Origin of the sequence: Rhodococcus sp. MH15 (assembly GCF_019266045.1) — a bacterium.
Lineage (GTDB): Bacteria > Actinomycetota > Actinomycetes > Mycobacteriales > Mycobacteriaceae > Rhodococcus_F > Rhodococcus_F qingshengii.
In genome coordinates, this window is record NZ_LPNP01000065.1 from 251,720 (window position 1) to 272,320 (window position 20,601).

Sequence of the window (20,601 nt, forward strand, 5' to 3'; positions counted from 1 at the left end):
GCCCGTTCGTCATTTCGCAGACGATACCAACCAGGATTTGTCTCGCTAAACCACGAGCGGTTTGTCGGCGCGTTCCCGCCACCAGGTGAAGGCCTCCGACAGCGCGTCCGGAATGGCCGGTGACGTGCCGAAGCTGCCCGCGGCGTACACGGCTTCGATCGCGGCGATGTCCTCCTCCGCGATTCCCGACCGACTCATTCCGACCCGGTTGGTCCCGTGAAGTTTCGCTGGATTGCCGAACACCGTTGCGTACGGAGGAACGTCCTTCGGAACTATTGAACCCATCCCCACCATCGCGCGGGTTCCGATGACACGCCGCTGATGGATGACAGTGTTGATTCCCAAGTTGACGTCATCTCCCATCGTGACGTGGCCTCCGAAAGTGGTCGACGGAGCGACGGTGCATCCATCACCCATCTGGACGTCATGCCCTACAGAAGTGCGGTTCATGATGAAGCAGTTGCGCCCGATGATCGTCGGTCGCTCGCCGCCTTGATGAACCGTGGTCAGTTCGCGGATCGTGGTACCTGAGCCAATGACGATGCCCTGGTGAGGGCTGCGTTCGGTCCATGTCAGAGGGTGCTCTTTGCCTATCCATTCGGGAGGGGCGCCGAGGCTGACGCTCGAACCGATCCAGCAGTTGTCGCCGATCTCGAGCGATCCCGTCAGGACCGCGTAGGGCCCGATGCTGACCCCGTCGCCGATGGTGACTTCGTCTCCGATCACAACGGTGGGATGAATCTGGCAATTCTTACCGATTGGCATGATGTACGGGAATCCTTTCGTAGAGCATTCGACTGCTTCGTTACCCTCAGTTGGTCGGCACCGACACCGTCGGTGCTGAATGAATGCAACCTATCGGAGGTAACTCAGTGATCGCGATATCCAGTATCTCGTTCGGGGAAGAAGTCGAGCGCGAGGTGCTGGACACTCTGCGATCGGGGATCGTCGCGCAGGGACCCAAGGTGAAGCGGCTCGAGGACGAGTTCGCGGCGCTGGTCGGAACGCGACACGCGGTGGCGGTGAACAACGGCACGACCGCATTGATCGCGGCTCTTCAGGTCCAGGATCTTCAGCCAGGTGACGAGGTTCTGACCACGCCGTTCACGTTCGTGGCCACCCTCAATGCGATTCTCGAGGCAGGCGCGACCGCGAGGTTTGCCGATATCTCCGAGTCCGATTTCAACATCGACCCGGCAGTCGCTGCCGATCGAATCGGTGACCGCACGAAGGTGCTGATGCCGGTTCATCTGTACGGACAGTCGGCGGACATGGGCGCATTGATGCCGCTGGCATCGAAAAACGGTCTGACTGTCGTCGAGGACGCCGCTCAGGCCCACGGAGCGACGTACGACGGGCGAGGCGCCGGCAGTTTCGGTGTGGGTTGCTTCTCGTTCTATGCAACGAAGAACCTCACGACCGCCGAGGGCGGAATGATCACGACCGACGACGACGCGATCGCCGATCGACTTCGGGTCCTGCGCAACCAGGGCATGCGGGCGCGCTACCAGTACGAGATGGTCGGCCAGAACTACCGGATGACTGACCTCCAGGCGAGCTTGGCTCTGCCCCAGATGGCGACGTACATGCAGCAGGTCGAGGCGCGCCGCCGGAATGCGGAGGCCTTGCGTGTCGGCCTGAAGGACGTCGAAGGACTGATCCTGCCGAGCGAACTGTCCGGTCGTGGACATGTCTGGCATCAGTTCACCTTGCTGCTGGCCGAAGACGCACCGATCACTCGCGACCAGTTGAGTGAGCGTCTGGCCGCGAAGGACATCGGTAGCGGCATCTACTACCCGAAGGCCGTCTACGACTACGAGTGCTACCGCGAACATCCGCGCGTCGTCATCGACGAGACGCCGGTGGCCACTTCGGTTGCGTCCCGGTGCCTGAGCATCCCCGTCCACGCTGCGTTGTCCGCCGGCGACGTCGATCAGATCGTTGCCGCGGTACGCGGCGCCATGGAGGCCTGAAAAATGACTGCTAGCAAGCCACGTATCGCTCTTGTCGGATCCGGTCAGATGGGCTCGCTGCATGCGCGGGTCATCGCGCAGTCGGCGCTGTGCGAGTTGGATCTGCTGATCGAGCCGCGCGAGGAGCAGGGCAAAGCTGTTGCTGCGCGGTTCGATACGCGTTGGGCCGCCGATTTCGACTCCCTCGACGAGATCGATGCCGTCGTGATCGCTGCCGCTACGCCGGCGCACTACGAGTTGGCCGGGCGGGTTCTCGATCTGGGGAAGCCCGTCCTGGTGGAGAAGCCGTTGGCTGCGACGTACGAGCAGAGCGTCGACCTGGTCGATCGTTCGCGCGCGTCCGGTGTTCCCCTGATGTGTGGACTGCTCGAACGGTTCAATCCCGCTGTCCGCACCGCCCGTGAGTTCTCCGGCGATGTGTGGCAGGTGAACGGTATCCGCCACTCGCCGTTCGTTTCCCGCATTCCGACGGGTGTCGCGACGGACCTGCTGATTCACGATATCGACCTTGCCATCGGATTTGCCGGCTCGGAACCCAGTTTGGCAAAAGGGGAGTTCGGCTACTTCCACCCGACGTCCGTGCAGAACCGGTCGGAAGATTGCGCCGACGCCGTATTGCGCTTCGGATCAGGTGCTGTTGCAACGATTTCCGCGAGCCGGATCAGTCAGCGCAAGATTCGCCAGCTGTCGTTGCTCGAGGCCGATCGACTCATCGAGATCGATCTCCTGCGTCGCGACATCACGATCTACCGGCACATCGACGACAACATGCCCACCGATCGGGACGGCTACCAGCAGCAGACGGTCATCGAAATTCCGACGATCCGCTACAGCGAGGAACCGCTTGCCGCGCAGCTGACGCATTTCCTCGGATTGGTGCAGGGCACCGGTGACGCGGACGGTGAGCGAGCGTCGATTCTGCCCGCTCACCGCGCGGTTCACGAGGTGACGGAATCTGCGTTGGCTGCAGCGTTGTCGTCCTGACCGCTGCGTCGGCGTCGGAAGGCCCAGGCACCTTGAGACAGTGCCAGGAGTAATCCGACGCCGGCGACAGTCCAGCCGAAAGTGCTTCCGGGTGGACTGAATTCGATGGTGAGGGCGGATCCGGACGTGGCACTCGGCGGTAGATCGACCTGCAACAACCCGCCGGGGCTCGCCTTCGTCTCGACCGTCTGACCATCGACAGTCGCCGTCCAGCCCGGCCAGGCCAGTAGGGCGAATGTAACCGTGCCGGACCCGGTGTACTCGACGGTTTCCCTGGTGTCCGTAGCGGCGGCATCGCCACGTACGTCGAGACCAGGCGTCGCTGCGGATACGCGACCGTCGGGCCACTGATGCTCGGTGGTGCGATGGCCGACCGTGACCACCCGATCCGGCGATACGGTCCACTCGCCCTCGGGTAGGGCGTCGAGGGCGCGTTTTCCGCCGTACGGTCCGGAATTCTGAACGACGACCGTGTCGACTCGCATCGCGTCGAGCCAGGACACACCCGTTCCCGGCGATTCAGCGAGCAGTCGGTCGACGCCGTCCGGACACTGGACGCCGCCGTAGTAGTTCAAGCACAGTGCTTGAACGAAATCGTTGTAGCTGATTCCGGCGTAGCTGTTGACGGCATTGACTCCGGCGGGCTGCCAGGCGTTGCCGAACAGGAGGTCACCCCACTGCCCGGTTTCGTTGTCCGGCGGGATGTTGACGGGGTCGGCAATCGCGAAAGTGGTTCCCTGGTAACGGTCCTCGAACTTGGACTCCAGGAATGCCACCTGCCTGGGGAACTTCCACGGTGTCACGTTGTAGTTTCCGGTGAACCAGAAATTGGTCTGAGCACTGAGCACGACGACGATGCCGACAGCGAGTGCACCGGCGAGGTAGCGGGGCTTTCGGTAGGCCACGACCAACGCGAAAACGGTGAGAAGCACGGTGATGATCAGTGATGCCGAGTGAATGCCGATGTCTTCCGGGACATTCGACCAGGCAAGATAGAACTGAAGTGCCAACAATCCCGCAGTGATGATTGATCTTGTCCGGATTCGATCACGATGCAGTCCGGCAGAGAGGGCGACCGCCGTGACCACGATGGCAGGCAGTTGGCCGTACTCGAGCAGTCGCGCCGGCCAACGGAACAGCCACAGATTCGACGGTCCCAGAAGAAGTACGACGTAGATTCCGCCGAAGACGAACAGCGAGACGCTGTGGCGGCCCAACTTCTTCAATGACTTCCACTGAATCCACGGTGCGAGCGGTATGAGGAACCAAGCCAGGTACACCAGCGGAATCGTCATGGCAGGCGAAGCGAAAGCGGTGACGTACGGTTGGTTCGACGGGCCGGAGAGGTTGAGCAGGTCACCGAGATCGGGTCGAAGCGAACCGTCGTTCGCGATTCCGGACTGAGTACGCACCGACACGCCGGTGGTGAAGAGCAACGGTAGATACACGATCAGCGACATCATGATGATCGCTGCCGCGCTGATCATCAGTGATTTGATGCTGCCTGCGCGTTTGATTGCGATGCATTCCGCTATGACAGCGAGGTAGACGACCGCGACACCGACAGCGCCGTACGGGTTTCCGGTGGTCATCGCAAGATAGCCGAAAACGATCGGTACCAGGGGGTTCACTCGGCCGAGGGCGCTGGCGCGGGTAGACCACCAGACGTGGGGGATCCAGGCGAAGGCGATCAGCCCGGACGCCCAACTGGAGGCGTCGAAATAGAGCGTGTATCCGGCGAACGGCATGGCAAATCCGGCGATGAAAGCCATCGACCGATTGGCGCCGTACTGGCGGGCCACCAGATAAACGCCTACCGCGAGAATCGCCATGAATTGCATCTTGACCAGGGTGATTCCGATTCCCAGGTTCGGAATGAGTGCAATGGCAACCGAATCCAGAAGGATCACGGGATTGTATGTCCCGTAAAGGGCTTCGGCTGTGACATTGCCGCCGGCCCACAATTCGGGAATGAGCGTCGGCCATGACCCGGACAGGATTCGCTCGCCGATCGTGTGCCAACCAGGCGTGAAAGCTGCTGCGCTGTCGTCCCAGTAGTAGAACCACCGATTGGAGATCAGTGGGATGGCGGCGACGATCGACACCAGAGCGGCGAGAAGAATTGGCGGCACCACGCGTTGTGCGAGCGGTAAGTCAGATTTCACGATGTGCTTTCGTCTTCGAGTCGATGGCTGTTGTTCGGAGCCTGGGTCGTGCTCTTTTTCTCGGAGCCTGGGCTGCGCCTTGTTTCTCGGAGCGTAGTATTCCGACGAGTTCGAACTGCAGTCGGGGAAGTAAGGAGATCGGGACGTGGCGACATCGCGAACGGAACCCGTTCGTGGGGAACCAGCTACGCCGGAACTCTCGGTGATCATCCCCGCATACAACTCAGGCGAGGTGCTGGAGTCGACGGTGCGTCAATTCGCCGAGTACTTCACCAGCCGCCCGGCCGAGAGCGCCGGTCAGGTCGAGATCATCGTCGTGGAGAACGGTTCGACGGACAACACTGCCGACGTGTGTGCTGCTCTGGCAGCTTCCTGGTCTTGGCCTGGAGTGACCTTCCTGCCGATGAGCAGCGACAAAGGGATGGGCGCAGCGCTTCGCGCCGGGACGCTTGCTTCTCGTGGACGACGCGTGTTGCTCACCGCGGACGACCTTCCGTTCGGTTTCGGTGACATCGAAGGCGCCGACCGCGTGATGGCGGATCTAGGGTCCGTCCCGCCGGTGGTCATCGGTTCAAAGGCTCATTCGGAATCAGAGGTGGAACGTGGCTTGCTGCGTTCGGTGATGACGGGTGGATTCGCGACGCTACGACGGGTGGTGCTGGGCACCCGCACGGGCGACCCCCAGGGGACATTCATCGTCGACGGCGTTTTGCTGCGTCGAATCGCACCCTCGCTGACCGAGCGTGGATTCCTTTTCACCACCGAATTGGACTACGCGCTCGAATTGGCTGGGGTGCGCCCGGTCGAGGTCCCGATCCGACTCAGCGACGATCATCTGGCGCACGCGAGCCGTATCTCGCCCAAGGACGTGGTCCAGATGGCGAAGGGTCTGTTGTCGCTTCGTCGGCGAAAGACCGAGCTGCGCTCCGCCGCTGCAGTGAGTAATCACGGGTAGACCTGGTGTGACTCGGTGCCCGGGGCGCCGAGGTGCGGATTCGCGATACCCTGCGGGGCGTGGATACCGTGAACACGACCGATGACCAGTCCGATTCCGGAGTCGAGTTGATCGAACGCAGCGCGACGTCGGATCGACTGCTGGCGCAGCGGACGTTGTTCACCGGAACTTCGCCCGTCGCCAGTGACGAACTGTATGCGGTGACCAAGGTCGGAATGTCGACGCGATCGCGATTCGAGTTGCGGCTTCAGCCCGGGGCCGTCGCACACACCAACACCTTCTTCGGTCGTTTTCCGGCCAGCTACTGGCAGCGCTGGACCAACGTCACCGAGGTCACTGTCACCGCGCATGTCGTGGCCGATACCGCTTGCCGCATCCAGATCCAGGCCTCGGACATCGGTGGTCACCGCCGGATCGTGACGAACGTCGTCGTGACCGGCGACGAGCGAGTGTCCATGACCGCCCCGCTCGATACTTTCGTCGACGGCGGGGCACTGTGGCTGCAGTTCGAAGCGCAGGGTGGCGGCGCAGTGGTCGACGATGTGCAATGGACCGTCGTCTCGCCGGAGTCGATTCGCCCGGTAGCCGTGGCGATCTGCACGTTCAATCGTGCGGACGACTGTGCGCGCACGGTCGAGGCCCTCGCGTCCGACGAGCGTGTACTCGCGTTGCTCGACGCTCTGTACGTCGTCGATCAGGGAACGGATCCGGTAGAGAGCCGTGAGCTGTTCCAGGAAGTGTCGAAGAAGTTCGGTTCGCGGTTGCAGTATCTGCGGCAGGCGAACCTAGGTGGTGCGGGCGGGTTCACGCGGGGCTTGTACGAAGCTTCGGCGGCCGGACCGCACGCCGACGTGATCTTGATGGACGATGACATTCTGTGCGAGCCCGAATCGGTTCTTCGACTGAGTGCGTTCGCGAACATGACGACGGAGCCGGCTTTGATCGGCGCCCAGATGCTCTTTCTGTTCAACCCCGACTTCCTGTTGGCTTCGGGTGAACGCGTCGATCTGGGCACCCTGCAGCGTGGTGTACCGACCGATGAGCACGGTGTTCGCAACCGGAGTGTGCTCGAGAAGCTGCCGGAACGCCGCGTGGATGCCGAATACAACGGCTGGTGGTCTTGCCTGATCCCTGCTGAAGCCATCGAGCGGATCGGCTTGCCACTGCCGGTCTTCTTCCAGTGGGACGACGTCGAGTACAGCTTGCGGGCTGGGCGGGCCGGGATTCCCACCATCACGTTGCCGTCGGCTGCTGTCTGGCATGCGGACTTCTATTGGAAGGACGTCGACGGTTTTGCGCACTACTTCAGTACGCGCAACGGACTGATCACCGCTGCGCTTGACCCAGGGTTTGCACCCAAAACCCTCGCGAAGCAGCTCTCCCGCGACATTTCGCATTCGATCGTGGGTTTGCAGTACGGCCTTGCACACACGCAACTCCGGGCGATCGAGGGATTCCTCGAGGGGCCGGAAGGTTTGGCGGACGGTGGGCAGGAGGCGCTTGCCGCGATCAACCAGGAACGTAAGCGCTTCCCCGAGACGGTAACTCGCCCGGCGTCGGAGTTGCCGGGAAGGCTGCCGATCCGTCGTGTTGCGCCCAGCCCGAAACCCGGTTTGTGGACAGACCTGGTTCTCGCGAAACGTGCTGTGATGCAGGCGCGCAATCATCTGGAGCGGGGCCCGGTGGCGATCTCGTACGAAGATGCGCAGTGGTGGCACGTCGGACGTTTCGATCACGTCTTCGTCACCGATGCTTCGCAGGGAGGCGTGCGTGAACGCCGCTTCGACAGCGAGAAGGCCGCCGAGATGAGCGGCCGCCTCGCCGGCGTCATGAAGAGGTTCCTCGCCGAAGCACCAAGTGTGGCTGAAGCATTCGCTCGCGAGTTCCCGCAGCTCACCAGCCGCGAGAACTGGGCCCGTCTGTACGAAAAGTGAGCCTCAGCGCACTATCTTGGCGATGACCTGCTCGTTGTCGACGGTGTACCCGAGGTATTCGAACGAGATGCCGGTGCGTGTGACGAACTCCGTCCACGCCCGGTACTCGTGCTGCTGCCACCCGGGATAGTTGAAGAATTCGTCGAAGACGACGATCGACCCGGGTACCAGGCGGTCGCCGAGGAGATCGAGCACCGTCTTGGTGGACGAGTAGAGATCGGCGTCGAGGTGCAGGAACGCAACGGGGCCGGGTTCGTCGTTCAGGAACGAGGGCAAGGTGTCCTCGAAGAGGCCCGGAACAAGTTGCGCTCCAGGCACTTCGGGGATGGATTCCTGTGCGAACTCGCCGACCGGGAACCCGGTGCGCCAGGTCTCCGGAAGGCCGGAGAACACGTCGAAACCTGCGACGGTCCCCTCGCGTTCGGTGAAAGCCTCCGCGACGATCCTGAGTGTGGTTCCGCTGGCGACGCCGAATTCGAGTGCCATGCCGGGTATTTCGATCAAGCCCAATGCGTGGCGCAGCGTGTCGTGCGGGTGGCCGAATGTCTCCGCGACTCGAAGGTGTTCGAGGATGAACTCGGCAGTCGACGCTGTCGCTTCCAGATCCACGGCGTAGGCCAGATCCCGACGCTGGCGAAATTCCAGCTCGTCGATCCTGGACCGGAGGCCCGCGATGTCACCGCGGGCCTCGGCCAGTTCGTCACGTGAGAGTGCCAGCGCGTCGAGGATCTGTTGCGTGCGATCTGCGTTGCGCCGGTCGGCGGCCTCGACCACCTCGGATACCGCACGCTGAAGCTTGGTTCTGGCGCTGGAACGGAACTGCTCGAACATGGCAACCTCTCGTCGGGATCACCCCCATGCTGCCAGGCTTTGTTCGCTACCGGTCCCGACCGCGGTAGTGACTCTTGAGTTGTCGGGAGATCACCTTGATCTCCCGCGTCCTCTCTGCCTGCAGACGAGCATCGCTTCGCGCGGCGTTACATGCATTCTCTCGCTGTAGTTTCCGGTAGCTCGCGAGCCTCCGCTCATCGATATCGCCACGCCCGAGTGCGCTCAGGACTGCGCATCCCGGCTCGGAGTTGTGTGCGCAATCGGAGAACCGGCACTCTGCAATCAGCTCCTCGATCTCGGGGAACGTCTTGTCGATCCCCTCCGCCGCGTTCCACATGCCGACCCCTCGCAGGCCGGGTGTGTCGATCAGTGTCCGGCCGCCGGAGAATGAGATCAACTCTCTGGTGACGGTGGTGTGGCGTCCCTTTCCGTCACCGGTCCGAACGCGACCGGTCTCGAGTCGATCGGCGTCTGTGGTGTCCGCGAGGAGGGCGTTCGCGAGCGTCGACTTACCGGCGCCTGATGGACCGAGTATCGCCACGGTGCCGTCCAGAACTGCATCGAGTACATCCATTCCTTCGTTGGTCTCGGCACTGACGGCCAGCACTGTTGCGCCGGGCGCAATGGCAGTGACCTCGGCGAGAGTGTCGGAGATATAGTGAGCTGCATCCGATTTGGTGAGTGCGACGACAGGGGTTGCACCACTTTCCCAGGCGAGTGCGAGTAGTCGCTCGATGCGCCCGAGATCGACGTCGCCGTCCGAAGCCGTGGCGATGACGACGGTGTCGACATTGGCCGCCAGAATCTGGCCTTCCGATTTTCCGGATGCCGAGGATCGAACGATGCTGCTTGATCGAGGGAGTATCGAAGTGACCGTGTGCATCTCGGGTTCGCGTGAGTCCCGCAACTCGGCCACGGCGACCCAGTCACCCGTACAGAGTGGATCGCTGCCGCTGAGTGCGCGAACTGTGCCTTCGGCGACGGCCACGTCACACCGCCCCCGGTCGACGCGAAGAACGCGCCCGGGTGCGGAGTCCGGTGGGGCCAGGTCAGTGAATGTGTTCGAGAGTGTTGCGTTCCAACCGTATTCGGTCAGGGGCGTGCTGTTTTCCGACATGGTGAGTGTGTCCTCGAGTGCGAAGAAGTGTGAATTTTGACGGCGCTGAAACTGCGGAACACGACAGTCATCAATACTCACTCCTCGAAAATCTCAGGACGCACCATGCGTCGGATCAGAATCGTCTCAGCCGCGGTCGCGACTGTGCAACTGATTTAAAAGAGATCGGCTAACTGATTCAACTCAGGCCGACTGACTTAACTCGGACGTTCGAACTTCTCTTCCCGGCCGAGCTTGCGCAATCGCATCCACTCGCGCAGTCCGGCCGGATCGCGGCGTGTGATCAGGAAGTACCAGCCGAACCGAACCCATTCCTGCGGAAGCAGTTTCCGCATTCCCGGTTGGGAGAGGATGTATCCACGGTTGCGGTACGTGAAGTAGCGCTTCGTGTCGTTGTCGGGGTACTGCGTGTGCATGCGTCCGCCGAGGATCGGCTTGAACTCGTCCGCGCCGTTGGGGTGGACGTAAGCAGTTTGCAGGCAGGTACCGAACTTCAGGCCGGAGCGCACGAGGCGACGGTGTACCTCGACCTCGTCGCCGCGGACGAACAGGCGTAGATCCGGAACTCCGACGGCATCGATCGCGTCGGCGGTGAACAGTGCGCCGTTGAAGAGGGACGCGATACCGGGCAGGAGATCCTCGTCGCCGAGCTCGGAACGCAACCGGCGCCACGACGTACCGCGGCGAAGTGGGAAAGCGAGGCGGTCGGGGTCGTCGATGTCGCAGACGACGGGGGAGACCTCGGCCAGGTCGTTCCGAATTGCACAGTCGAGCAGTGTTTCCAGGACCTCAGGCCCCTCCGGGCGGCCGTCGTCGTCGGCGAGCCAGACGCGGTCGGCGCCGAGTGAAAGCGCGTAGAGAATGCCAAGAGCAAATCCTCCGGCACCGCCGAGGTTGTGCTGAGAACCGATGTAACTGGTCGGCAGTGGAGCGTTGTCGACGAGCTCTTTCACATCGGCTTCGTCGGCATTGTCGACGACAACCAGATGATCGAGCGGACGCGACTGGGTGCTGAGAACCTTCAAGGATTCGGCCAGCAGTTCACGACGCTTGTGAGTGACGACGACCCCGATGATTTTCTCGGGTGCGCTCACGGGGTGTTCTCCCGTTCCATTTCCTTGATCACGTGGCGCACATGTTCGGCGGCGTCGTCACCTTCGTAGGCGCGCACGACGTCTTCGATGTCGCCTTGCATGCGGATCTGGCCGTGGTCGATCCACATCGCACTGTTGCACAGCTGAGCGAGGAATTCGTTGGAGTGGCTGGCGAATACCAGGATGCCGGAGCGTTCCACCAGCTTCTGCAGCCGGATGCGGGCCTTCTTCATGAATTCCGCGTCGACGGCACCGATGCCCTCGTCGAGAAGCAAGATCTCGGGATCGATACTGGTCACGACGCCCATGGCAACGCGAACGCGCATACCGGTGGAGTAGGTACGCAGTGGCATGGAGAGGTATTCACCGAGTTCGGTGAATTCGGCGATCTCGTCCATCTTCGCGAGCATCTGCTTGCGGGTCTGACCAAGGAACAGGCCGCGGATGATGATGTTCTCGTACCCGGAGATTTCCGGGTCCATGCCGACACCGAGGTCGAAGACGGGTGCGACGCGTCCGCGAATGCTGGCGGATCCCCGGGTCGGTTCGTAGATTCCGGAGAGCAGGCGCAGCAGGGTGGATTTGCCGGCGCCGTTGTGGCCGACGAGCCCGATGCGGTCGCCTTCCTTGAGCGTCATCGTGATGTCGCGGAGCGCTTCGACGACGACGACATCGGAGTCGTTGCGGCCGATGGATCCTCCGGCCTTGCCGAGGAAGGCCTTCTTGAGCGAGCGGGATTTCGCGTCGAAGATCGGGAAGTCGACGCACGCGTTCTGCGTGTGGATGCTGACTGGCTGACTCATGTGTTTCCTCTAGACCCAGTAGGGCACGCGTGCCCGGTACTTGCGGAGTGCCAGAATCGCGACGGCCCAGCCGACGACGGTGAAGGCGATGACGATGTACCAGTGGTATGCCTGCTGGTCGGCCCCGATGAGTGGTGCTCGGATGATCTCGAGGTAGTGGTACAGCGGGTTGAGCTCGGCGAGTCGCACGCGCCCTGCGGCTTCTGGACTTTGATCCTTGAGAGCCTGCGTCGTCCACATGATCGGCGTCAGCACGAACAGCAGCAGGGTGAGGCTGCCGAGGATGGGGGCGATGTCGCGGTACCGGGTGGAGAAGATACCGAAGACGATCGAGACCCACAGCGTGTTCGCGACGATCAGCACGAATGCCGGTATTGCCGCGAGTGCTGTCCAGCTCATGTTCTGCCAGATACTGAACGCGAACAGCAGAACTATGTAGATCGCGAAGTTGTGCGCGAAGAACAGCACCTGACGCCACACCAGGCGATACACATGCACGCTCAATGCCGACGGCAACTGCTTGATCAGGCCCTCGTTGGCGATGAAGACCTCGGAGCCTTCGAGGATGCTTGCACTGATCAGGTTCCACACGATCAGCCCGACCGTGACGTACGGCAGGAACTCCTTGAGCGGAATGTTCAGCAACGCGGAGTACAGAAGACCCATCGCGGCGGCCTGAACGCCGGTGGCGATCGTGATCCAGAACGGACCGATCACCGACCGGCGGTAGCGCTGTTTGATGTCCTGCCAGCCGAGGCTGAGCCACAACTCACGCTGATTCAGACCGTCGCGAAGGTCTTTGAACGCACGACGGAACGTCTGGGAGTCGGACACGGGCGCAGGTGCGTCCGGCGTCTCGGATTCGATTGCGGATGCTGACACGGAGGTCGAGCCTACCGGCCTGGCGTCGGCGCCGGATTTCCCTCGGACCTAGCGGTGGTCCGAGTTACAGATACTGGCCGGTTCCTGGGCTCTGTTGGTCTGGATGTGCAGGCGAATGCGGAGCCCCGATGCTCATGCCGGGAGGCAGTGCGCCCTGACGCATTTGTTCGAGCTGAGCGCGCGCTGCCATCTGCTGCGCGAACAGTGCGGTTTGAATTCCGTGGAACAGTCCTTCGAGCCAGCCGACGAGTTGGGCCTGTGCGATGCGCAGTTCGGCGTCCGAGGGAATGGAGTCGTCGGTGAACGGGAGGCTCAGTCGCTCGAGTTCTTCACGGAGTTCGGGTGCCAGGCCCTGTTCCAGTTCTCGGATGGACGAGGTGTGGATGTCCTTGAGGCGCTTGCGGCTGGCGTCGTCGAGCGGCGCGGCGCGCACTTCTTCCAAGAGTTGTTTGATCATCGTGCCGATTCGCATGACCTTCGCCGGCTGCTCGACCATCTCGGCGACGGACTCGGCTTCGGATTCCGCGCCTTCGGTGGTGCCGGATGTGGGGGCCTCTGCCTCGGCCGCCGGCATCGCGACGGGTCGACCGTCGGGTCCGATAACGAGTACCTGCTCTTTGTCGGGGTTCGTCATGCTTCCATCTTGTCGTGTGTGGGCGACAAACGCCGCGTAACCCCCAAAAAGTTAGCTACCGAATAACTGTACTGACGGGTAATTGGGTGACTGCCTTCGACTAAGCGGGCGTCTGCACCTAGAGTGTCGAGCATGGCTTACGACGTTGCCCGCGTACGGGGGTTGATTCCCTCACTCGGTGACGGCTGGATCCACCTCGATCCGCAGGCCGGAATGCAGATCCCGGACGCCGTCTCGCGGACGGTCTCCACCGCGTTCCGTGCCTCTGCATCTTCTTCCTCCGGTCGCCACGTCTCGAACCGTCGTAGTGCTGCCATTCTCGAGAGTGCGCGCACCGCGGTCGCGGATCTGGTCGGCGGAGATCCTGCGGGAGTCGTTCTCGGATCAGACCGAGCGGTGTTGTTGGCTTGGCTCGCCGAGTCGCTCAGTTCGCGGTTGGGCCTCGGAACCGGTCTCGTACTCTCGCGCCTCGACGAAGAGGCGAACGTCGCGCCCTGGCTTCGTGTGGCCAGTCGCTACGGCGCTCAGGTGCGATGGGCAGAGGTCGAAATCGAAACGTGTGAGCTCCCGAGTTGGCAGTTCAACGATCTCATCACCTCGACCACTCGCTTGGTGGCCTTGACGGCCGCATCGCCGGTCGTCGGTTCGGCTCCGAACGTCCGTGCCGCAGCTGATCGTCTGCACGAATTCGGCGGACTGATGGTGGTCGACGCCGTCGGTGCAGCGCCATATGCGCATGTGGACATGGCTGATCTCGGGGCGGACATCGTTGCCGTCAGCGCGCCGTCGTGGGGCGGTCCACAGGTGGGCGCACTCGTCTTCCGCGATCCCGGACTGCTCGACCGGATTCCGGCCGTGTCGCTCAACCCGTACGCGCGTGGCGCCGAGCGACTCGAGGTGGGCGGTCATCAGTTCGCGCTGCTGTCCGGTCTCACGTCGTCGATCGATTTCCTGGCGGGCTTGGACGAATCGGCAACGGGAACCAGGCGTGAGCGCCTCGAAACCTCGATCAGCTCGCTGCAGGACTACCAGGACGGTCTGTTCGATCACCTCATGCGTTCTCTCGCAGCCCTGCCCAACGTGATGGTGATCGGCGGCGCACCCACGCGGGTGCCGACGCTCAGCTTCACACTCGAGGGGATGGCGGCAGACAAGGTCGCGGCGCACCTGGCCGACAAGCGCATCGCGACGGTCAGCGGTACGCATGGTGGTTCCAGGCTGCTCGACGCCCTCGGTGTCAACGACGAAGGCGGCGCGGTCACCGTCGGCCTTGCGCCGTACACGACGCGGTACGAGATCAATCAGCTGGTCGCCGAACTCGGCGCCCTGGGCTGATCGATCCCGCTCGGCTCACTTCACGGTGAGGATGACCTTGCCTACGGTTTCCGGCGAATCCAGCAACTGATGGGCTAATGGCGCCTCGGTGATCGGAAGTTCGGTCGACACGATCGGTTGAACCGATCCGTCTGCGATCAACGGCCACAACTTCGCGCGGACGTCGGCGACGATGTCCGCTTTACCGCCGGGGCCGGTGAGCGGACGCCCGCGCAGGCCCGTCGACGTGATGTTTCCGCGCTTTCCCATCAGCTTGGCGATGTCGACTTCGCCCTTGCGGCCACCCTGCATTCCGATGATCACGACGTGGCCGTCCATGGCGAGTGCGTCGACGTTGCGCCCGAGGTACGACGCTCCCATGTTGTCCAGAACCACGTCGGCGCCGTGGTTGTCGGTGGCTTCGGCGAGTGATGCTACGAAGTCGCTGTCGCGATAGTTGATGAGAATATCCGCGCCCAATTCGCGGCAGCGGTTCAATTTGTCCTCCGAACCCGCGGTAACTGCGACGCGGGCGCCGAGGGCTTTGCCGACCTGGATGGCGTGGGTGCCGATTCCGCCGCCACCGCCATGGACGAGTAGTACCTGTCCGCGTCGTAGTCCGCCGCGCATCACGACGTTGGACCACACCGTGCACGCAACTTCCGGCAGGGACGCTGCGACCCGGAGATCGACGCCCGCGGGAACCGGGAGAAGTTGTGTTGCCGGGACCGCAACCTTCTCGGCGTAGCCGCCGCCGGCCAGCAATGCGCAGACTTCGTCGCCGACGGACCAACCGGTGACGTCTTCGCCGAGTTCGGTGATCACACCCGAGCATTCGAGGCCGAGGATGTCACTCGCGCCGGGCGGCGGCGGGTAGAAGCCTTGACGTTGGAGCAGGTCGGCGCGGTTGACCGCGGTTGCGGCGACCTCGACGAGTACGTGCCCGCGAGGTAGTTCAGGATCGGGCTGCTGCGCCCATTTCATGACCTCGGGACCGCCGGGCTGATCGATCGTTATGGCGTACATGGATACGACGCTAGCGAATCTCCCCGCTGACGGGTGTTTTGCCGCTACCGTCGCGGACGTGACTTACTTCGGGAACATGCAGAACGAGATCTATCTGACGGGACTGAGCGGCGCGAAGCCGGCTTTGCCGATGACTGCGGCAGGCTTGGAAGATGCCGCGCGCGAGCAACTCTCACCGGAGGCCTTCGGGTACATCGCTGGTAGCGCGTCGACCGAACGAACCGCGGAGTCGAATCTGCGTGCGTTCGACAAGCATGCGATCGTGCCGCGGATGTTGCGGGGGACTGCGGCGCCGGACGCACGCGATCTGAGCGTCGAGGTGTTGGGGACGCGGTTGGCTGCACCGATCCTGACGGCTCCGGTGGGCGTGCTCGGCTTGGTCCACGACGACGCCGAGGTTGCGGTCGGTTCGGTCACTGCCGAGTTGGGGATCGGATCGATTCTCTCGACGGCGGCATCCTCGACCATCGAAGACGTAGCGGCGGCCTCCGGCGAGAACTGGTGGTACCAGCTGTACTGGCCGGCCGACGACGAACTTGCGGAGTCGTTTGTCCGCCGAGCGGAGACGGCGGGCGCGAAGGCTATCGTCCTGACTGCCGACACTCCCGGTATGGGTTGGCGTCCAAGGGATCTCGAGCTCGGCCACCTTCCGTTCCTGCAGGCGAAGGGTATTGCCAACTATCTGTCGGATCCGGTGTTCCGCGCCAAACTGGCGACGCCGCCCGAGGAGAGCGCAGAAGCGCTGCAGATCGCGGTTCTCACGTGGGTGTCGTTGTTCGGTAACCATGCGGTGCGGATCGCGGATATCGCGAAACTTCGCCAGTGGACGACACTTCCGATCGCAGTGAAGGGAATTGTCCATCCCGACGACGCACGTGAGGCCGTCGCGGCCGGCGCCAACGGCATTGTGGTGAGCAACCATGGTGGGCGTCAGGTCGACGGGTCGATTTCGGCACTCGACGCTCTCGGTCCCGTCGCTGATGCGGTGGGGCATGAGGTGGACATCCTGATGGACTCCGGAATTCGTTGTGGCGCAGACGTAATCAAGGCTCTGGCCTTGGGTGCCGACGCAGTGCTGTACGGGCGGCCGTGGGTGTACGGGTTGGGATTGGCCGGAGCGGACGGAGTGCGTCATGCATTGCGCAGTCTCCTGGCCGACCTGGATCTCACTATGGGACTGGCGGGGCTGGCATCGGTTGCCGAAATCGACCGTTCGATCCTGATGTCCAATTCGTGACTTTAGGGTGAGTCTTACTGTGACGGGCGGACACAGGTCTAAACTTGGAACCTGTGACAGCTGAAGCGACAACCGAGGAGACATCGCAGGCGGCGCACGGTGAGACACCGTGGCTGACGCCATGCGAGATGCGTGCATGGCGCGGCTACATGGACGGTAATCAGCGCCTCATGGAGGTTCTCAACCGCGAACTGCAGGATTCACACGACCTGTCGTTGGCCGATTACCGCATTTTGGTCATGCTCTCGGAGTCAGCTGACGGGTCGTTGCGGATGAGTGACCTGGCAGACGGCGTGCTGTCTTCGCGGAGTCGCCTCACGCACCAGATCAGGCGGATGGAATCTCAGGGCATCGTCGTGCGAGACACTTGCGTCGAAGATGGTCGCGGCGTGCTCGCTCGGATCACGGAAGAGGGTAGGCGTCGCCTCGCCGAGGCAGCGCCTACTCACGTGGCCGGAGTGCGGAACAATCTGGTCGATCTGCTGACTCCCCAGGAACTGGACGTGCTGGCAGACGTCTTCGAGAAGGTCGACAAAGCCATCGGCGAGCGCTGACTCCGGAGCCGTTTTCGCGGTCCGTGGGAACACCCGATAGGATCGCCCACGGAAGCGTGGCAGAGCGGCCGAATGCACTCGCCTTGAAAGCGAGCGTGGCGTTAAACCCACCGGGGGTTCAAATCCCTCCGCTTCCGCCAAAGCAAAGGCTCTGACCTCGGACTTCGGTCCAGGTCAGAGCCTTTACTGTTTTCGGAGTCACACTGCTTGGGTAGTGGGCGTCAGAACCGCACGGTGAATACCACGTGGCGACGCTCTCGGGCCGCGCGCTGGAAAAAGTCCGCCACTTCCTGAAGCCAGCCCCAGGCGTACCCGCGCTCGTCGGAGCCGTACTCCGGGTTGCGGTCGTCGAGCGGCATCGCGTCGTAGCGCACGCCGAACTCGGATTCGGTGATTTCCGCCAGGTACGAGGAGACTTCGGCGACCCGATCGGGTGCCAGGTAGGTGACGAGTTGGTCGTCGGTGTCGGTGTTGAGGTCTTCGTCCCCCAAGATCACGCCGTAGGCCGGCCAGTTCTCGGACACGCGCTCGTACCCCGTGCTGGAGAGGGCGCACAGGATCGGATCCCACGCCTTGTCCGTGTCGCTCGAGAACTCGGATCGGCCCGTCTCCTCGATGTCCTCGACCACAGCGCCGAGTTTGTCGTCGTCGCCGCGCGCGTCCAGAAGTTCCGCTGCCACGCTGTCTGACAGCGCGAAATGCACTCCAAGTTCCATGGCGTGATGCTAACGGCCGACCTTGCCGCCGTCCCGCCGTCACTACAAGACGAATCGACTTAGGTAACGATCCTGCTCTGCCTCCGACCGAAGTTACCCATGGAGGGCCTGCTGTCATACATACTTCATCGGTGATTCCGACAAAACGGACCGGCCTTTCTGTTGTATCGCTGGTGATCCTCGTCGTCGCGGGGTTGCTGGTCGCAGCCCCTGCCAGCAGCGCCGCGCCGCCGCCTGACTGGAAATACACAATGGTGGCGTTCAGCAATGCCAGCGACCGTGACATGGATGTCTACGAGTCGGCTGACGGCACCGGCTTTCAACTCGTCCAGCAGTCGGCGTACAGGCCGCCATCTGGGCTCGTGCGTGATCCGAGCATCTTCCGGAACACGGACGGGTTGTACTACCTCACCTACACGACGGGTGGTGGGGCGAACATCGGGTTTGCACGCAGCAGCGACCGCATCAACTGGACGCCGCTGGGGAACTATCCGGTTCCGTTTTGCTGCGCCTTGATGCCTGGTACGGGAGATGGCACCGGTTCTGCGAGCCCCCCGGGCTTCTCGGGTTCGGCTGGTTTCAGCGACGGACCGTCGCTGTCACCATTCGTCACCAAGGCCTGGGCGCCTGAATGGTTTGTGGACGGCGATCGCGTCAACGTCATCCTGTCGATGTCGACCGGTGGAGGATTTGTGCCGTATCTGATGACGGCGTTGGAACCGTCGCTCCGGTTGTGGAGCCCGCCTGTTCCGCTCGCCGGGATCGGTGCGGACCACATCGACACCACCGTGGTCAAAGTCGGATCGACCTATCATGCGTTCACCAAGAACGAGACGAAGAAGGTCGTCGAGCATGCGGTCGCTCCTTCGGTGACGGGACCTTATTCGTTTGTCCCGCCAGGGAATTGGGGTTCGCTTGTCGAAGGTCCGGCCGTGGTTCAGTTGCCGAGCGGCGACTGGCGGATCTATCTCGACGCCTATACCGAAGGTAAGTATCTCTACTCCGACAGCACGGACGGGCTGAACACCTGGTCTCCTGTGCAAGAGGTTCCTGGGGTGTCCGGGACTGCACGGCATCTCGGCATCATGAGAGAACCGGCATAACTTTCGACCCCGAGTTGGTAAGGCTCTGATCAAGGACTCCGGTCTTGGTCAGAGCCTTTTCTCGTACTTGCGTACTACTTGTGTGCGTCGCCTGCGCTAATCAGTGATTGACAAGCTAACGATGCGATGCCAGTGGGTCCGACGAGTTCGCGCCGACCACGAAGTGAGTATCTCCGCGTGAGCTGTGCAGAGTTGCGCTCCCAGGCCCCGCTCGGGCGCCGTACTTCACGATTGATTGCCAAGTAATGCCTGTTGGTTTCATATTCAAGTACGCGCACTGGCTTGATGCCCGCACTTTCGGTCTCCAACTGCTCTGAGGCCCGCGAAATGCGGATTCAATTCGATTTGCCGCACTGTTTCTGAGGGATCTTCTCGTCCGTAAACGGTGACCTTGCTCATAGTAGGACCTAGGTCCTTTTCGCTGCTGATAAGCCTGTCGATATATATCTGTTACCGAAAGTTCACCCTAAATCCAAGATGGGGGAGATGGCGCGCTGGCGGGCAAACAGGACGATTGGTACCGTCCGGTAACTAATTCAGTTAGTTGTCGGCTACCGCTCTGGTTGCTGTGTCACGTGGAGGAGCAGTTCATGTCGATCGAATCGCAAAACGGCGTATCCCACCGTCGATCGAGGGCCGCGGTAGGGCTCGCGGCGTGTGCGGTTGCCGCGCTGTCGTCGGGTGTGGTCTTCGCAGGGAGCGCATCGGCAACGCCGACGGCGTTGGCGGACAAATTCGCGAGTACGGTCACCGATGACGGCTGGTCGTTGGATCTTGCCGCCACGAAACTGTCGGCGAATCCGGTGCCGAATCTGGCGACGACGGCGTTCACTCGTGAGGGGTTCGTGTCGGCGAAGGTGACCGGCACGATCGGTGGTGCGGGCGATTCGGCGGTGAAGACCGGTTATGTCGAGCAGGGATTGCAGATCGGCTGCCAGATCGATGTTTCCTCCGGACTTGGCTTGGGGCTTGGCTTTTCGCTCGGCCCGTCTGTCGGTGTGAGCATTTCGGGTGTCCCGTCGGCGAACGTGGGTGTGAATGCGTCGGTGAATCCGAGTATTCAGTCGACGATTGCGCCGGGCACGATCACGACGATTCCGTTGGGGAAGAAGGATCTCGAGTCGTCGAAGGCGTCGATCACGGCAGAGAACGTGCACGTGAAGGTTGATGCGTGCATGGGGCCGGTGACGATCCGCTCGTACGCACAACTCTCGGTGTCGACGGCGACGTCCGACAACACGTTGTTCGTGTACTCCGATCCCACCTGGCTCTAACCCAC

At 62.4% G+C, this 20,601-nt stretch carries 19 protein-coding genes and 1 tRNA gene; 10 read left to right on the forward strand and 10 right to left on the reverse strand.

Annotated elements, in window-relative coordinates; all coding sequences use genetic code 11:
- Nucleotides 1-45: 45 nt before the first annotated feature.
- On the reverse strand, nucleotides 46-765 hold the full coding sequence (locus ATN37_RS15580) for a DapH/DapD/GlmU-related protein (protein WP_218695366.1): 720 nt from the start codon (nucleotides 763-765) through the stop codon (nucleotides 46-48).
- Between the two features lie 107 nt (nucleotides 766-872).
- Here ATN37_RS15580 and ATN37_RS15585 point away from each other — a divergent pair, with 107 nt between their 5' ends.
- Both ATN37_RS15585 and ATN37_RS15590 read left to right on the forward strand, forming a co-directional pair.
- Nucleotides 873-1,973, forward strand: coding sequence for a DegT/DnrJ/EryC1/StrS aminotransferase family protein (locus tag ATN37_RS15585; RefSeq protein WP_042950324.1), 1,101 nt, complete (start codon nucleotides 873-875; stop codon nucleotides 1,971-1,973).
- A 3-nt stretch (nucleotides 1,974-1,976) separates the two neighbouring features.
- Nucleotides 1,977-2,957 (forward strand): Gfo/Idh/MocA family protein, encoded by a 981-nt coding sequence (locus tag ATN37_RS15590; RefSeq protein ID WP_063315249.1) that lies wholly within the window; start codon nucleotides 1,977-1,979, stop codon nucleotides 2,955-2,957.
- Here ATN37_RS15590 and ATN37_RS15595 read toward each other — a convergent pair.
- Nucleotides 2,912-5,122, reverse strand: a complete 2,211-nt coding sequence (locus ATN37_RS15595) for a hypothetical protein (protein ID WP_218695367.1) — start codon at nucleotides 5,120-5,122, stop codon at nucleotides 2,912-2,914. The genes ATN37_RS15590 and ATN37_RS15595 overlap by 46 nt on opposite strands.
- A gap of 145 nt (nucleotides 5,123-5,267) precedes the next feature.
- Between ATN37_RS15595 and ATN37_RS15600 the strand changes: the two genes are divergently transcribed.
- Together ATN37_RS15600 and ATN37_RS15605 are read left to right on the forward strand one after the other, a co-directional pair.
- Complete coding sequence (locus tag ATN37_RS15600; RefSeq protein WP_151097602.1) at nucleotides 5,268-6,077, forward strand: glycosyltransferase; 810 nt, start codon at nucleotides 5,268-5,270, stop codon at nucleotides 6,075-6,077.
- 68 nt (nucleotides 6,078-6,145) lie between these two features.
- Nucleotides 6,146-8,011, forward strand: coding sequence for a glycosyltransferase (locus ATN37_RS15605; protein ID WP_218695425.1), 1,866 nt, complete (start codon nucleotides 6,146-6,148; stop codon nucleotides 8,009-8,011).
- A 3-nt stretch (nucleotides 8,012-8,014) separates the two neighbouring features.
- On the opposite strand, the gene ATN37_RS15610 is transcribed toward ATN37_RS15605, so the two are convergent.
- The 6 genes from ATN37_RS15610 to ATN37_RS15635 form a co-directional block, all read right to left on the reverse strand.
- Nucleotides 8,015-8,842 carry a TylF/MycF/NovP-related O-methyltransferase gene (locus tag ATN37_RS15610; RefSeq protein ID WP_020968135.1) on the reverse strand — a complete coding sequence of 276 codons (828 nt, stop codon included), beginning with the start codon at nucleotides 8,840-8,842 and terminating at the stop codon, nucleotides 8,015-8,017.
- Between the two features lie 46 nt (nucleotides 8,843-8,888).
- Entirely contained in the window at nucleotides 8,889-9,959 is a 1,071-nt protein-coding gene (gene rsgA / locus ATN37_RS15615) for a ribosome small subunit-dependent GTPase A (protein ID WP_218695368.1), read from the reverse strand.
- Nucleotides 9,960-10,156: 197 nt separating this feature from the next.
- Nucleotides 10,157-11,053: a glycosyltransferase gene (locus ATN37_RS15620; protein WP_007731778.1), complete on the reverse strand. Its 897-nt coding sequence runs from the start codon at nucleotides 11,051-11,053 to the stop codon at nucleotides 10,157-10,159.
- The gene (locus ATN37_RS15625; protein ID WP_007731776.1) at nucleotides 11,050-11,856 is read right to left on the reverse strand and encodes an ABC transporter ATP-binding protein; all 807 of its coding nucleotides are present in this window, start codon (nucleotides 11,854-11,856) and stop codon (nucleotides 11,050-11,052) included. The genes ATN37_RS15620 and ATN37_RS15625 overlap by 4 nt, the downstream gene beginning before the upstream one ends.
- Nucleotides 11,857-11,865: 9 nt before the next feature.
- The gene (locus tag ATN37_RS15630) at nucleotides 11,866-12,738 is read right to left on the reverse strand and encodes an ABC transporter permease (protein WP_019746445.1); all 873 of its coding nucleotides are present in this window, start codon (nucleotides 12,736-12,738) and stop codon (nucleotides 11,866-11,868) included.
- 64 nt (nucleotides 12,739-12,802) lie between these two features.
- The gene (locus ATN37_RS15635; RefSeq protein WP_083057908.1) at nucleotides 12,803-13,372 is read right to left on the reverse strand and encodes a bacterial proteasome activator family protein; all 570 of its coding nucleotides are present in this window, start codon (nucleotides 13,370-13,372) and stop codon (nucleotides 12,803-12,805) included.
- Between the two features lie 132 nt (nucleotides 13,373-13,504).
- Here ATN37_RS15635 and ATN37_RS15640 point away from each other — a divergent pair, with 132 nt between their 5' ends.
- Nucleotides 13,505-14,707 (forward strand): cysteine desulfurase-like protein, encoded by a 1,203-nt coding sequence (locus tag ATN37_RS15640; RefSeq protein WP_007731767.1) that lies wholly within the window; start codon nucleotides 13,505-13,507, stop codon nucleotides 14,705-14,707.
- A 15-nt stretch (nucleotides 14,708-14,722) separates the two neighbouring features.
- Here ATN37_RS15640 and ATN37_RS15645 read toward each other — a convergent pair whose 3' ends face one another.
- Entirely contained in the window at nucleotides 14,723-15,712 is a 990-nt protein-coding gene (locus ATN37_RS15645; protein WP_007731765.1) for an NAD(P)H-quinone oxidoreductase, read from the reverse strand.
- On the opposite strand from ATN37_RS15645, the gene ATN37_RS15650 reads away from it, so the two are divergent.
- From ATN37_RS15650 to ATN37_RS15660, 3 genes are all read left to right on the forward strand, one after another.
- Nucleotides 15,711-16,949, forward strand: a complete 1,239-nt coding sequence (locus tag ATN37_RS15650) for a lactate 2-monooxygenase (protein ID WP_003943926.1) — start codon at nucleotides 15,711-15,713, stop codon at nucleotides 16,947-16,949. The genes ATN37_RS15645 and ATN37_RS15650 overlap by 2 nt on opposite strands.
- A 128-nt stretch (nucleotides 16,950-17,077) precedes the next feature.
- Nucleotides 17,078-17,503, forward strand: a complete 426-nt coding sequence (locus ATN37_RS15655; RefSeq protein WP_020968140.1) for a MarR family winged helix-turn-helix transcriptional regulator — start codon at nucleotides 17,078-17,080, stop codon at nucleotides 17,501-17,503.
- 50 nt (nucleotides 17,504-17,553) lie between these two features.
- Nucleotides 17,554-17,643 (forward strand) — tRNA-Ser (locus tag ATN37_RS15660).
- A gap of 81 nt (nucleotides 17,644-17,724) precedes the next feature.
- Here ATN37_RS15660 and ATN37_RS15665 read toward each other — a convergent pair.
- Nucleotides 17,725-18,219, reverse strand: coding sequence for a DUF1877 family protein (locus tag ATN37_RS15665; protein ID WP_209448255.1), 495 nt, complete (start codon nucleotides 18,217-18,219; stop codon nucleotides 17,725-17,727).
- Between the two features lie 251 nt (nucleotides 18,220-18,470).
- On the opposite strand from ATN37_RS15665, the gene ATN37_RS15670 reads away from it, so the two are divergent.
- Entirely contained in the window at nucleotides 18,471-19,322 is an 852-nt protein-coding gene (locus tag ATN37_RS15670) for a glycoside hydrolase family 43 protein (RefSeq protein WP_223257880.1), read from the forward strand.
- A gap of 590 nt (nucleotides 19,323-19,912) precedes the next feature.
- A complete protein-coding gene (locus ATN37_RS15675) occupies nucleotides 19,913-20,596 on the forward strand; it encodes an MspA family porin (RefSeq protein ID WP_020968149.1) in 684 nt (227 codons plus the stop codon).
- Nucleotides 20,597-20,601: the final 5 nt, after the last annotated feature.